The organism is Sphaerisporangium perillae, assembly GCF_023276435.1.
GTDB classification, from domain to species: Bacteria; Actinomycetota; Actinomycetes; order Streptosporangiales; family Streptosporangiaceae; genus Sphaerisporangium; species Sphaerisporangium perillae.
The window spans coordinates 24,143-37,070 of sequence record NZ_JALLPO010000011.1 but is presented as its reverse complement, the minus strand read 5'-3'; the positions used below and the strand labels follow the sequence as shown (position 1 = coordinate 37,070).

Sequence of the window (12,928 nt, the reverse complement as noted above, 5' to 3'; positions counted from 1 at the left end):
CCGCGCCGTACGAGGCGAGACGCGGCTATGCGACTCGGCGGGCGTACGGCGTGGCGAGTCTGGATCGGGCACCGGGTGCCAAGGGGCCGGCACCGGTGCCGAGACGCGCCGCTCATCCAGGGCACGGGGGTTCTAAATGAAGAGCATGTGTGCGACAGCACGGGCGACGTGGCCGGACCTCCGGTCCACGCGGGGCCGTGCTTGAGCAGAGGGGCGTTTCACGCGAGGAGCTGAAGCACAGCGCGCTTGTGGCGGTAGGGATACTGCTGGCGCTTGGCCTGCTCGCCGCGTGGAGCGTCCTAGTACCGGGCATTTCCGCATGGGAGAACATCGTCGTCGCGGTCATCGGCTCGCTCCGGTTGACCGGGCCGGTCGCCGCGGCGTTCGCCGCCTGGGTGGCCGTGCGCAAGCGCCGTGCGGCGCCTGCGCCGCTGCCGGGCACCTGGCAGGTGCTGAGAGCGCCGCTGGCGATCCTCGTGGTCGTCGTGGGCGCGTTCGGCGCCACCGTCACCATGCTCGCGATGAAGGCCGTCCTGACCGAGCAGGCGGGCCATCTGGCGCCCACCGGCCTGGCCGTGGGCGCCGCGGGGCTCGCGCTCTACGCGGTGATCGGCTGGATCGCGGGCTGGGCCCTGCCGTGGACGGTCACCCCGTTCGTGGCCGGCGTCGGCAGTTACGGGCTGTTCACCTCGCTGGCCGGAAGGTCCGGCTGGGCCGGCAAGCTCGCGCCCGCCACGTCCGAGCCGTACGACCCGTTCGAGGGGCTCAGCCGGGCGGCGTTCGCCAACCAGACGCTCTGGCTGCTCGGTGTCACCGCCGCCCTGCTCCTCACCTGGGCGGCCGTCGTCACCCGGCGCGCGCTCGCGCTCGCCACGGCGCTGCTCGCGGTGCTCGCGGCGGGCACGGGCATGGCCCGGGTGCTGAGCGAGCCGCGGGCCGTCGCGGCCACCGAGCCCATGATCTACAGCTGCCAGGAGTGGCCGATCACGGTGTGCGTCCATCCCGGCATTAGCAGCGGGCTGACCGAGCTCGGGGCCACGTTCACCACGATCGCCGCCCGCCTGACCGGCACGCCGGCCGCGTTCTCGCGAGTGGAGCAGCGCCCTCGCGACGACGACCGCGCGTCGGCCTCAGGCGCGGTGGCGATCCACGTCGACGACCTCGCGCCCGGGTACGCCACCCGGGCCGCGGCGGAGTTCGTCGAGCATCTGGCCACGCCCTGCGGGGATGCCCGCGCCGGCGGCTACCGCGCCATCGTGACGGCCTGGCTGCGCGGCGAGCCGCTGCCCAGCGGCCCGCTGCCGGGCCACCAGGCCGCCGCCTCGTGGTTCTCGGCCCTGACCGAGAGCCAGCGCCGCGACTGGCTGCGCATGTTCTACACCGACTTCGCCACCTGCCACCTGAAGGGCTCGCACTTCGGCGGCGGGCTCACCGCTCCCGGCAGTGGGGTGTTCGGCCCCGGCGGCGCGACGCCGGGCCCCGCCGCTCGCCCCCTGCAGCGTGGCGAGAACGGCGTGGCCGCTCCCACGCCCTCGGGCATGAGCGCCACCCGCTATCCGGCCCAGTCCCCCGTCCCCGGATCGCCGTACCCGACCATGCCCGGACCGCCCCCGCCCAGCACGGGCCGCTGACCTGGCAAAGGTGAGAAACCCCTCATCCCGGGAAGGAGAACGGCCGTGAACCGCCAGACGTCGACCCCCCAAGCGGCAGCGGCCGCGGAACCGGCGCGACGCCGGTCCCGCCGCGGCTGGCGATACCTCGCGGGCACCCTCACCGTGTTGGTGCTGCTCGTCGTGGGCGTCAAGCTGACCTGGTCCTACCTCAACCCCTTCGGTGAGACGACCATCGACCGCAGCCAGCCGGTGCTCCTGCAGTCGATCCAGAACATGAGCCGGTTCCAGGCCGCCAGCGGCAACTTCCAGGTGATCGTCGACCTGGAGAAGGACGCCCCCTTCCTGCCGGACGCGGTCAAGGGTTCGCGCACCCTGTTCGTCGGGGCCGGCGCCGTGGACGCCTACATCGACTTCTCCGGCCTGCCCAAGAACGCCATCACCGTCTCCCCCGACCGCACCGAGGTCACCGTACGGCTGCCGCGCGCCCAGCTCGAGAAGCCCAACCTCGACAACAAGAGGTCCTACGTCTACGCCCAGCAGCGGGGCATCCTCGACCGCGTCCAGGAGATGCTGTCCAACTCCCCGCAGAACCAGCAGGAGCTCTACGTCCTGGCCGAGAAGAAGATCGCCGAGGCCGCCCAGGCCAGCGACCTGCGCAACCGCGCCGACCAGAACACCAAGCTCATGCTGGAGGGCATGCTGAAGTCACTCGGCTTCACCAAGGTCACGGTGAAGTTCAGCGACGAGCCCTGAGCCCGGCGCCGCGGGGCCCGGCACCGCGGTCGCCGGTGGCACGGTCACCGACGGTCGCGGTCGGCCGCCGTCGGTCGCCGGCGGTCGCGGTCACCAGCCGTGCAGCGCGAAGGGCCGTCCGGCGGCGATGGCCTGGATGGCGGCCGCCGGATAGTCGATCGTGTCGTGCGGGAGGTCGTCCAGCGGCCACCAGGCGATCTCGGAGCACTTGTCCGGCTCGGCGTTGTACGGCTCGCCGTCCCAGCGTTCGACGGTGAAGAACAGCCCGACCCGTTCCGGCGCGCGGTGCATGACGTGGGCGAAGACGAGATGCGCCGGGTCGATCGTCACCCCGATCTCCTCGCGGGCCTCGCGGATCGCCGCCGCCGTCACGCTCTCCCCGTCCTCCAGATGCCCGCTGGGCAGATGCCACCGGCCGTCGCCGTACCCGGTGCCCGCCCGGCGGGCGAGCAGCAGCTCGCCGTCGCGCAGGAGGAGCACGTGGACGTCGATGATCGCCCGGAAGCGCCGCTCGGCAGGAGGTTCCTGCGCGACGGAATCCGTGCGTCCGCGCTGGTCGAGGGCCTGGATCCACTTGACCGCGACCGCCGCCACCTGGACCAGCTCGGCGCGCAGGGCGTCCGGGTCGTCCTCGGCGAACGCCTCCAGCACCTCCTCGTGCAAAATGTGCCGCCAGGTCACCCCCTGCCCGGCCTTGGCCTCCTCCACCGCGCGCTTGGCCCGGTCGGCGGCCGCCGTGCGCTCGGGGCCCGTGCCGTCGGCATGCTCCGCCAGCCCCCACTTCGCGTCCTGCGCGACCCGCTCGACGGCGACGTCGGACAGCACCCGGGCCAGCGAGCCGGGAACGCCGTAGTCGCCGTCGGCGATCCAAGGCTTGGTCATGAGCGGAGGCCCCCTTGTCGCTCGGCGGCCCGACCGGCCGGCGGGCCGGCGGGCGCGGTGCCACGCACCGGTGCTCCCTATGATGTCGGCCCCAGAAGCGCGATGAGCAGGTTCTCGGGTACAGCGGAACCTGACCGCCCGCGTTCCCCCCGGCCCGCCCCGTCGCCCGATGATCGGACGGGTACCTTGGGGGCGTGTGGCTGAAGGCATGTCTCAACGGGAGTCGCGCGGCGGGTCCGCGGGAGGCCCGGCCCGATTTCGCCTCCTGCAACCTTTCCGAGCCGGGTTTCCGCGATCTGGCCCGTCACGCTGCTGGACGCCGGGATCGGCGTCGAGGCGGGCGCGTGGCCCACGCGCGACGTCGAGGTCTTCGCCGGCTCAGGCCTCGCCGCCGCGAGATGGATTCAGCGTGCCCAGACGGCGTTCTTCAGGATCCCGGCCAGGCCAGGGGTGTTCCACTGGTCGACGACCAGGATCTTGGTCTTGGGCAGGTACCACTCACGCTGGCTGAACGTCGACCGCTGTTTCCCGTCGACGTACCCGACGCACCGGCCCGGCCACACCCGGTAGCTCGCCTTGTGCGCCGCGCCGATGTCGCGGTACCCCACCGCGATCGCCTTTCCGATGACCTGACCGTACTTGGGGTTCTTTGGACAGGGGGGCACGTCGGACGCCGGATAGAACGGGCCCTGATCGGGGTCGTAGCGGCGGAAGCCCTCGCCCCCGGTCTTCAGGGCCTCCGGCCCCATCACCCAGAAGCTGTCGCACTTGGGCTCGAAGTAGGAACCCTTCGGCCGGGCGCAGGAACCGGTCACCACCCGGACCTGGTCCGCGTTCCCGTACACCCGCCACGAGCCGGGGATCTCCAGCGTCAGGCCACCCCGCAGGCGCAGCAGCGCGGTGGAGGAGGAAGTGGCCTCGGCGGACACGGGCGACTGGGCCATCAGCACGGCGGCCCCGGCCACCGCGATCAACAAGATCGATCTTCTCATCATGGCGGCGAGGCTAGCGACGCCGACTTGCGGATCATTTGATGACCACTGGTGACGATCCCGGTGAGGGGCGCTGACGCGGCAGGGGAACGCCGGAGGCCATCACGAGTTGGGGAAGCCGTACCGTCCATGGAGGCGGACGAAACTGGCAGGCGTGAGGACCCGCCGGCGCTCCAGCCCGGTCGCGGTGCGCTGGAACAGGACCACCTCTTCCCCTCCGCCCGGCCCGATGGGCTGTACGAGGCGGCCGCCGGGCCGGAGCTGTTCGACCAGTGGCGGAGGGACTACGGGGAACGCCGCCGACACGACGATGGCGTCATAAGGAGCATGGTCCGGAACGCCGCAGGTGCCGTCCCCGGCGAGCAGCACGACATTGCCGACACCCTGCCGAGCGAGGTTCCGGCGCGACTGCTCCACCAGATCGGGCCACAGGTCGATGCTCACGACATCGGCGGCCAGGCGGGCGAGCAGCGCCGTCTGGAAGCCGAGGCCCGTGCCGACCTCGAGCACGTGCTCGTCCCCGGCGAGGCACAGGCCCTCGATGATCCTCGCCGACAGCGAAGGCTGCGTGGTGACGAGCCCGTGCTCGATCGGGATGGGCTGGTCATAGTAGGCGTCGGCGGCACTCCGCGCGGGCACGAACCCCGCGCGCGGCGTCGTGCGCACGACCTCGAGCAGGCGTTCGTCACGGACCCCCGCCGCCCGGACGGCCCTGACAAGATCTTCAGGAGAGCCTTCTCCGGTCACGCTTCAAGCTTGTCACGGCGGACTCGCACCGGGCCGTCACTCCCGGTCGTCCAGCAGGCCGGCGTCATGGACCAGCAGGGCTATCTGGACGCGGTTGTTGAGGGCGAGCTTGGTGAGGATGCTGGAGACGTGGGTCTTGACCGTCGGAACGCCGAGGAAGAGCACGGCGCCGATCTCGGCATTGGACCTGCCCTGGCCGACCGCGACGGCGACCTTGCGCTCGCGGTCGTTCAGCGCCGCCAGCCGTTCCCTGGCCTGCGCGCGGCGCCGGTCGTGCTCGGAATCGGCGACGCGGGCGATGAGGCGCCGGGTCACCGCCGGGGACAGCACCGGATGCCCCTGCGCCACCTTGCGCACGGCGGCCACGATCTCGCCGGGCGGGGTGTCCTTCAGCAGGAAACCGGCGGCTCCGGCGCGCAGGGCGCCAAGGACCTGGTCATCGGCGTCGAAGGTGGTCAGCACGATGACCTCCGGCGCGCCGGGGCGGGCGCGCACGGCTTCGGTGGCCGCCAGCCCGTCCATCACCGGCATGCGGATGTCCATCAGGACCACCTCGGGGGCGTGCCGGTCCACCAAGGGCAGCACCTGGCTGCCGTCGCCGGCCTCGCCGACCACGCTGATGTCGGCGGCTCCGCCCAGCATCATCACCAGCCCGGCGCGCACCAGCGGGTCGTCGTCGACGATGAGCACGCGAACCGTCCTGGGCTCGGTCGAGGTCATGCCGGCCACGGTAGCCAGGCCGACAGCCGCCAGTCACCCTGGGGCGCGGCCGGCCCGTGCTCCAGACGCCCGCCGGCCAGCGCGACACGCTCGGCCAGCCCGATCAGGCCCTGCCCCGGCCGGGCACGGGACGCGGAGGCGAGAGCGGGCGCGGAGGCAGGGGCAGGTGTAGAGGCGGGCGCAGATGTAGAGGCAGGGGCAGGTGTAGAGGCGGGCGCAGATGTAGAGGCGGGGGCAGGAGTAGAGGCGGGGCCGGGCAGAGGGGTGGGCGCTGGGGCGGGCTCGGTGCCGAAGGGCGCGGGCTCGGTACCGAGGGGCGCGGGCTCGGTGCCGAGGGGCGCGGGCTCGGTACCGGGGGGCGCGGGCTCGGTGCCCGGGGCCGTGGCGGGAGCGGTGTTGGTCAGGTCGATGTGCAGGCCCTGGCCCGGCGCTCCCGCGACGCGTACGCGGACCTCGGCTCCGGGGGCGTGCTTGCGGGCGTTGGTCAGCCCCTCCTGCACGATGCGGTACGCCGTGTGGCCCGCGGCGTCCGGTACGGGCCCCGCCAGCTCCTCGCGCAACTCCACCCGCATCCCTGCCAGGCGCGACTCGGCGACCAGGTGACGCACGTCGGCGAGGGTCGGCTGGGGCAGCTCGCCGACCGGCGCGCGCAGGACGCCGATGACGTCGCGCAGGTCCTGCAGCGCCTGGTGGGCGCTCTCGCGGATCACCTTGGCGGCGCGCGCGATGTCCTCGGGTGACGCGCCGGGGTGGTACTCCAGGGCGCCGGCGTGCACGCTGAGCAGCGAGAGCCGGTGCCCGAGCACGTCGTGGATCTCCCGGGCGATCTCCTCGCGGGCGAGGTGCCGTGCCTGGAGGGCGCGTAGATGGGCCTCGGTCTCGGCGCGGGCCGCCCGGTCGCGCAGCGACAGCACGAGCCGGCGCCGGTGGTGGACGAACAGGCCCCAGCCGACCACGGCGCCCTGGATCGTCACCCCCAGCAGGAAAAGCAGCAGGCCGGGCATGTCGGGCTCCGGCCGCAGCCGGACGTACAGGAGTGCGGTCACCAGGCTCAGCCCGAAGACGGCCAGCGAGATCCGCGGGGGCCGGTGCACCGCGACAGTGAACAGCGCCGCCAGCATCGCGCCGGCGACCATCTCCGAGAACGCCGACAGGGCGATCAGCACCACGGCGAGCTCTACCGGCCGGCGGCGGCGCAACCACAGGGCGGCGCACCCCAGCGCGCCGATGACCTGGTCGAGATCGAAGAGCCACGCGGGCACGGGCATGGTCGCGTTGAGGCGCTCGACGGCCGTGAAGATCCCGAAGGCCGCCGCGAGCAGGAACATGCCAGTGTCGACGAGCAGGTCACGGAGGGGGCGCCGGGGGGCGGGCGCGGTCGCAGATCCGTTCATCCTGTCCGCGAGCCTACGGCGTGGCGGGATGCCCGGCCCGCCGTGAGCGGCAGGCGATACGGAAGTTGCAAGGAGGGGTACTTTCGGCGGCGCCGGGCCCGCGGAACGGCGACGCCGGTCGGGACGACGCATCCCGATGACCGGTTCCCGCCGGGTACGGCGGCTCTCTAGCGTTCGGCCATGAGCAAAATCGTCCAGTTCGTCGGCCTGGTATTCGCCCTCCAAGGGATCAGCGGCGCGATCGACCGCGTGGCCGTGCAGCCATTCTTCGGCGCGTTGCTCAACTTCTTCAACCGCGTGATCATCCCGCGAGTGGACCTGCTGACCGGCTACGAGCTGTACGCGAACCTCGTCCTGGCCGCTCTGGGCGTCGTGATGGTCCTCGCCTCGGGCCGTGGCCTGCCGGATTGAGCCGGGGACCGGCGGACCGAGCCGCGGACTGCCGGAGTGAGCAGGATGGAGCCGGGAAGTGGCGGACCGAGCCGGGGACTGTCGAACTGAGCCGGGATTTGCCGGACGAGCCGGATTGAGGCGGGACTTGCGGGGGTGAGGGGACCGGGTTCATCGCAGGGCGAGCGATCCGTCCGGCTCGAGGCCGACCTCTGATCCGAAATCACGGCAGGCCCGGCCGAGCGCTCCGCGCAGCCACTCGGCGTCCTCGCTGTCGGCGCGGTGCAGCCGCATCCGGCGCGCCCTCAGGGGGACCATCCGCATCCCGTCCAGCTCGCCGGACCGCGCGTCCAGCGACACCAGGTACAGCAGCCGCAGATCGTCCCGGTACTCCTCGTAGCCGGTGATGCCCTCGTAGTCGTCGATGAGGTCGCCGCAGCCGTAGAGGATCAGCCTGCCCCGGTACACCTCGAAGGGCCGGGGATGATGCGAGGAGTGCCCGTGCACGACGTCGGCGCCGCCGTCGACCAGCATCTGCGCGAAGCGCCGGCGAGCGAGGGGAACGTCGTAGCCCCAGTTGGAACCCCAGTGCAGGGAGACGATCGCGACGTCGCCGGGACGCTTCACCTGGCGCACCCGGCCGATGATCTCGGCGACCCCTTCCTCCGGCCGCTCCGCCACGAAGGCGACGCCGGCCCGGTCGCGGGTCGCCGCCCAGCTCGCCGGGATGCCGCTGGAGGCGGTCCCGCACGAGAAGACCAGGACCCGCCCGCCACCCGCCACGTCGAGGGCCTCGGGCCGCCACGCCTCCTCCTCGTCCCGCCCGGCCCCGGGCGCGCGCAGGCCCGCGGCGGCCAGTGCGTCGAGCGTCTCCGCGAGTCCCCGGCGGCCGAAGTCCAGGACATGGTTGTTCGCCAGAACGCAGGCGTCCGGACGGGCGGCGGCCAGGGCGGGCAGGTTGGCGGGGTTCATCCGGTAGTGCACGGCCTTGCCGAGGGCGAAGTCGTCGCTTCGTGTGACGCTCGTCTCCAGGTTCACCACCCGTAGGTCAGGAGCGGCCTCCTCCAGCACCTCCAGCGCGTCTCCCCAGGGCCAGGAGAAGCCGACCGGACGGGGGATCGGCCCGTTCGCCGCCTCCGCCAGCCGTACGTAGTCGCGAGCGTCGGTGACGCACGGCTCCCGAAGCACCGGGTCACCGGGGTGCGGAAGGATCTGGTCGACGCCGCGGCCGAGCATGACGTCACCACAGAGGGACAACGTCAAAGATCGACGTCCCATGGTTCCATGCTAGGAGCTATCCGTAACCCGCCCGCACCCAGTGGTAACCGCCCGAGAGAGCGCCGCTCCGGCAGGCGTCGCCGGGGCACCACGAGCCGGCCGACGACGACCCGGCAGCCCGACACCGATGGGATTGTCGTGATTTGCCCGGCTCCCCCATAGCCGACAAACCCCCGCAAATGATGGCCACAAGATCGACCGCGCACTATACGACGCCCGGTCAGGCACCCCAGGCGCATGGGGGGAGTTGTCGGAGTCGGCGGCCGGCCGCGCGGGTGGGGCCGGTCAGCTCCTGAGGAAGGCGAGGAGCGCCTCGGTGACTTCGGCGTGGTGGGTCCAGAGCAGGCCGTGCGGGGCGCCGTCGATCTCGACGTAGGTCGCCTTCGGGAGCATCCGGTGGAACGGGCGTGCGGTGGCGTCGATGGGCAGGATGCGGTCGGCGGTGCCGTGCAGGATCAGCGTGGGGACGTCGACCGCGGCGACGTCGGCGCGGAAGTCGGTGATCCAGGTCGGCACGCAGGCGACCGAGGCGTAGGCCGACGCTCCGGTGGCGACGTTCCAGCTCGCCCTCAGCGCCGCCTCGCTGAGCCGGCCGCCGAGGTTCTCGTCGGTGTTGTAGAAGTTCGCGTAGAAGTCGTCGAAGTGGGCGTAGCGGTCGGCGGTTACGGAGGCGATGATGCCGTCGAACACCGCCTGGTCGACGCCGGTGGGGTTGTCGTCGGTCTTCAGCAGGAACGGCTCCAGTGAGGCCAGGAACGCGGCCTTGGCGACCCGCTCGGATCCGTGGTTGGCCAGGTAGCGCCCGACCTCGCCGGTGCCCATGGAGAACCCGACGAGCACGACGTCGCGCAGATCGAGCTCCCTGAGCAGGATGTCCAGGTCTGCGGCGAAGGTGTCGTAGTCGTACCCGGTGGTGGGCCGGCTGGAGCGGCCGAAGCCGCGGCGGTCGTAGGTGATGACCCGGTAGCCGGCCTTGAGCAGCGCGGGCAGTTGCTTCTCCCAGGAGTGCCCGTCGAGCGGGTAGCCGTGGATGAGCACGATGGGCTGCCCGGAGCCGTGGTCCTCGTAATAAAGGTCGATCGGGGTGCTGTTCTCGCTGCCTACGGTGACGTACGCCATGGCGCTTTCCTTCCGGGTCGGTCGTTCGGCTTGCGGTCTACCGGCCGCTGCTCGACCCTCTGGGACTGACCTACCCGCAGTACCTGGTGATGGTGCTTCTATGGCGCGAGGGCCCGAGCACGGTTCGCGAGATCGCCGAGGAGCTCCAGCTCGACTACAACACCGTCTCCCCGCTGCTCAAGCGGCTGGAGACCGGCGGAATCGCGATCAGACGACCGGGCGGGTGGCGCGTTCGAGGAGTTCCAGCAGGTGCTGGTAGTCGCGGCCCGTCGCCATGCTCATGCCGAGCTCGCAGGTCCGGTTCGCCGAGGCGTACGCCTGGAACTCCCCGGCCTTCACCTCCGCCGCCTCCCGCTCGGTCGCCGAGGCGGTGAGCTCGGGATGGAGCAGTCCCCGGTCACCGGCGAAGCCACAGCACCCCCAGTCGAGGGGAACCAGCACCTCCCCCGCGATGTGTTCGGCGATCGCGGTCATCATGGCGTTGGTACCGAGCTGGGTGGAAGAGCAGGTGTGGTGCACGGCGATCGACGACAGCGGAGCCGTCACCGTCAGCCCGGGGAGCACGCGGCCGTGCACGAACTCGATCGCGTCGACGAAGCGAAGCGAGGCGTGGTCACCGCCCGCACGGCCTGCGGCCTGCCGCATCGTGTCGAGCCCCTCGGTGCAGGAGGCCGCGTCGCACACGATCGGCAGCGCACCACCGCGCGAGGCCTCCCACAGCGCCGGGAGCACGATCCGCGTCATCCGGTCGTAGCCCCGGGTGAGCCCCTTGGACTTCCACGGAGTCCCGCAGCAGAACGACGCGATGCCGTCGGGAACGGTCACCGCGACGCCGGCGCGCTCGCACAGCGCGAGGAAGGCGGAGGAGACGCCCGCTCCGCCCCCGGCCGCTCCGAATATCGTGCCGATGCACGCCGGGAAGTAGACGGCTTCGGGCTCCTCCGCGACGAGCGGACGACGTCGCGCGCCGCCCCGGGGGAGCCTTTCGTCGTAGAGCGGCACGGTGTCGGCGCCGAGCGCCGCCCGCCCGAGACGCGTCACCGCCGTGACGGCCGGGGAGGGAAGGACGTCGGCGGCCGACAGCGCGACGCCCGCGGCCCGGGCGACGGCACCCCAGTGTTTCGCGGCGACGTTCCCCATCGACTGCTCGACGGCGCCCGCGTTCTCGGCACGCAGCCGCCGTACCAGGTCGCCGGTGTTGATCTGGACCGGGCACGCGACCTGGCACATGCCGTCGGCGGCGCAGGTGTCGACGCCCTCGTAGGCGTAGTCGGCCCGCAGCTCGGCGAGCAGCGCCTCATCGCCCGTCGCTTCCGCGCTCCGCATCTCCCGCCTGAGCACGATGCGCTGCCGCGGCGTCAAGGTCACGTTCTTCGAGGGGCACGACGGCTCGCAGTAGCCGCACTCGACACATCGGTCCACCTCGGGCTCGACCGTGGGCACGCTTTTGAGATCACGTACGTAGGAGGCGGGATCGTCGGAGAGCACCGCGCCCGGGTTGAGGATGCCGTCGGGGTCGCAGAGCCGCTTGATCTCGCGCATGACCTCGTAGAGCTCGTCCCCGTACTGGCGGCGCACGAACGGCGCCATGATCCGCCCGGTGCCGTGCTCGGCCTTGAGCGACCCGCCGTTGCCGAGCACGACGTCGACCATGTCCTCGGTGAAGCGCTGATAGCGGTCGAGGCCGGCAGGATCCTCGAAGCGCTCGTTCAGCAGGAAGTGGACGTTGCCGTCCTTCGCGTGCCCGAAGATCACGCTCTGCTCGTAGCGGTGCCGTTCGAACAGCTCAAGGAGGCTTTCGCAGGTGCCGAGCAGCAGGGGCACCGGCACCACGACGTCCTCGAGCAACGCCGTCGTTCCCGAGGGGCGGGCGCCGGCGACGGAGGTGTAGAGGCCCTTGCGGATGCTCCACAGGGCCGCCCGCTCACGGGCGTCCTGGGTGAGCGACACCGGCGAGACGACCTCGAGCGAGCCGAGCAGTTCCGCGCCGGCCGCGCGCAGCCTCGCGACGTCCTCGGCCGTCTCCCCGAGGTACTCGATGAGGAAGGCGGCGTGACCGTCGACCTGGAGCGCCGACAGCTCCGGCGTGCTCCGCTCGGAGCCCTGCGCGACGGTGAGCGAGGTCGCGTCCATCAGCTCGATCGTCGCGAGGCCCGCGCCCACCATCTCGGGGAGCGCCGCGGTCGCGGCGCTCAGGCTCGGGAAGATCGCCAGACCTGTCGCCGCCGCGGGAAGGGCCGGAACGGTGCGGAAGGTGGCCTCGGCGATGAAGGCGAGCGTGCCCTCGCTCCCCACGATCAGGTGGGCGAGGATGTCCACCGGCCGGTCGAAGTCGAGGAAGGAGTTGACGCCGTACCCCATGGTGTTCTTCATGGCGAACTGCCGGCGGATCGTACGGACCGACTCCGGATTGCCGCGTACGCGGTCGCGCAGGCGGGTGAGCCCGTGCCAGAGCTCCGGTTCGACGTGCCGCAGCCGATCATCGGCATCGGGCGCGGCGGTGTCGACGATCGTCCCGCTCGGCAGCACGATCACCAGCGAGTCGAGCGTGCGATAGGTGTTGTGCTCCGTGCCGCAGGCCATGCCGCTCGAGTTGTTGGCGACGACACCGCCGACGGTGCAGGCGACCTCGCTGGCCGGGTCCGGGCCCAGCTTGCGTCCGTACCGGGTGAGACGGGTGTTGACCTGGCGCATCGTCACGCCGGGTTCCACCCGTACTCGCGCGCCGTCGTCGAGCACGTCGATCCGCTGGAAGTTCCGGCGCGTGTCGGCCAGGACGCCGCTCGTGACACCCTGGCCGCTGAGACTCGTGCCGCCGGAGCGGAAGGTCAGTGGCACGCCCCGCGTCCTGCTGTCACGGAAGAGGCGCGCGAGGTCCTCGGCCCGCCGGGGCGTGGCGACGGACTCCGGCACGAGGAGATAGTGCGAGGCGTCATGGGCCATCGCCAGCCGGTCCATCGACCGGGAACTGGTGGGCACGGCATCGTCCCGCCGCGTCTGTCTCATCTGGCTCGGCTCATTCGGCTCATGGGCTCAGCGG

11 protein-coding genes and 1 pseudogene are annotated in these 12,928 nt (G+C 71.9%); 4 read left to right on the top strand and 8 right to left on the bottom strand.

Translation table 11 applies throughout. From position 1 onward, the window contains the following. The first annotated feature begins 197 nt into the window (after positions 1-197). Together MYF83_RS12640 and MYF83_RS12635 are read left to right on the top strand one after the other, a co-directional pair. Positions 198-1,631 carry a hypothetical protein gene (locus MYF83_RS12640; RefSeq protein ID WP_248960468.1) on the top strand — a complete coding sequence of 478 codons (1,434 nt, stop codon included), beginning with the start codon at positions 198-200 and terminating at the stop codon, positions 1,629-1,631. A gap of 45 nt (positions 1,632-1,676) precedes the next feature. Next, positions 1,677-2,366, top strand: coding sequence for a DUF4230 domain-containing protein (locus tag MYF83_RS12635; protein WP_248960467.1), 690 nt, complete (start codon positions 1,677-1,679; stop codon positions 2,364-2,366). 90 nt (positions 2,367-2,456) lie between these two features. Here the strand turns inward: MYF83_RS12635 and MYF83_RS12630 are convergent, their stop codons facing one another. The 5 genes from MYF83_RS12630 to MYF83_RS12610 all read right to left on the bottom strand — a co-directional run bounded on the left by MYF83_RS12630 (position 2,457) and on the right by MYF83_RS12610 (position 7,101). Continuing rightward, on the bottom strand, positions 2,457-3,248 hold the full coding sequence (locus tag MYF83_RS12630; RefSeq protein WP_248960466.1) for an NUDIX hydrolase: 792 nt from the start codon (positions 3,246-3,248) through the stop codon (positions 2,457-2,459). Positions 3,249-3,652: 404 nt separating this feature from the next. After that, positions 3,653-4,225: a hypothetical protein gene (locus tag MYF83_RS12625; protein ID WP_248960465.1), complete on the bottom strand. Its 573-nt coding sequence runs from the start codon at positions 4,223-4,225 to the stop codon at positions 3,653-3,655. 117 nt (positions 4,226-4,342) lie between these two features. After that, entirely contained in the window at positions 4,343-4,987 is a 645-nt protein-coding gene (locus tag MYF83_RS12620) for a protein-L-isoaspartate O-methyltransferase family protein (protein WP_248960464.1), read from the bottom strand. 36 nt (positions 4,988-5,023) lie between these two features. Further along, on the bottom strand, positions 5,024-5,707 hold the full coding sequence (locus tag MYF83_RS12615; RefSeq protein ID WP_248960463.1) for a response regulator: 684 nt from the start codon (positions 5,705-5,707) through the stop codon (positions 5,024-5,026). Continuing rightward, positions 5,704-7,101, bottom strand: coding sequence for a sensor histidine kinase (locus MYF83_RS12610; protein WP_248960462.1), 1,398 nt, complete (start codon positions 7,099-7,101; stop codon positions 5,704-5,706). Before MYF83_RS12610 ends, MYF83_RS12615 begins: the two co-directional genes overlap by 4 nt. Positions 7,102-7,281: 180 nt before the next feature. Between MYF83_RS12610 and MYF83_RS12605 the strand changes: the two genes are divergently transcribed. After that, on the top strand, positions 7,282-7,512 hold the full coding sequence (locus MYF83_RS12605) for a hypothetical protein (protein ID WP_248960461.1): 231 nt from the start codon (positions 7,282-7,284) through the stop codon (positions 7,510-7,512). 150 nt (positions 7,513-7,662) lie between these two features. Here MYF83_RS12605 and MYF83_RS12600 read toward each other — a convergent pair whose 3' ends face one another. Beyond that, positions 7,663-8,769, bottom strand: coding sequence for a CapA family protein (locus tag MYF83_RS12600; protein WP_279339457.1), 1,107 nt, complete (start codon positions 8,767-8,769; stop codon positions 7,663-7,665). 285 nt (positions 8,770-9,054) lie between these two features. After that, positions 9,055-9,888 (bottom strand): alpha/beta fold hydrolase, encoded by an 834-nt coding sequence (locus MYF83_RS12595; protein ID WP_248960459.1) that lies wholly within the window; start codon positions 9,886-9,888, stop codon positions 9,055-9,057. A gap of 89 nt (positions 9,889-9,977) precedes the next feature. Between MYF83_RS12595 and MYF83_RS44250 the strand changes: the two are divergent. Continuing rightward, a pseudogene (locus MYF83_RS44250) lies at positions 9,978-10,049 on the top strand (hypothetical protein); the annotation flags it as partial. Between the two features lie 46 nt (positions 10,050-10,095). Here MYF83_RS44250 and MYF83_RS12585 read toward each other — a convergent pair. Continuing rightward, the gene (locus MYF83_RS12585) at positions 10,096-12,894 is read right to left on the bottom strand and encodes an FAD-binding and (Fe-S)-binding domain-containing protein (RefSeq protein WP_248960458.1); all 2,799 of its coding nucleotides are present in this window, start codon (positions 12,892-12,894) and stop codon (positions 10,096-10,098) included. Positions 12,895-12,928: the final 34 nt, after the last annotated feature.

Excerpts from the sequence above, each read along its gene's own strand:
- MYF83_RS12605 (WP_248960461.1), top strand. The coding sequence starts at position 7,282 with ATGAGCAAAATCGTCCAGTTCGTCGGCCTGGTATTCGCCCTCCAAGGG.
- MYF83_RS12600 (WP_279339457.1), bottom strand. The coding sequence starts at position 8,769 with ATGGGACGTCGATCTTTGACGTTGTCCCTCTGTGGTGACGTCATGCTC.
- MYF83_RS12585 (WP_248960458.1), bottom strand. The coding sequence starts at position 12,894 with ATGAGACAGACGCGGCGGGACGATGCCGTGCCCACCAGTTCCCGGTCG.
- MYF83_RS12630 (WP_248960466.1), bottom strand. The coding sequence starts at position 3,248 with ATGACCAAGCCTTGGATCGCCGACGGCGACTACGGCGTTCCCGGCTCG.
- MYF83_RS12610 (WP_248960462.1), bottom strand. The coding sequence starts at position 7,101 with ATGAACGGATCTGCGACCGCGCCCGCCCCCCGGCGCCCCCTCCGTGAC.
- MYF83_RS12595 (WP_248960459.1), bottom strand. The coding sequence starts at position 9,888 with ATGGCGTACGTCACCGTAGGCAGCGAGAACAGCACCCCGATCGACCTT.
- MYF83_RS12615 (WP_248960463.1), bottom strand. The coding sequence starts at position 5,707 with ATGACCTCGACCGAGCCCAGGACGGTTCGCGTGCTCATCGTCGACGAC.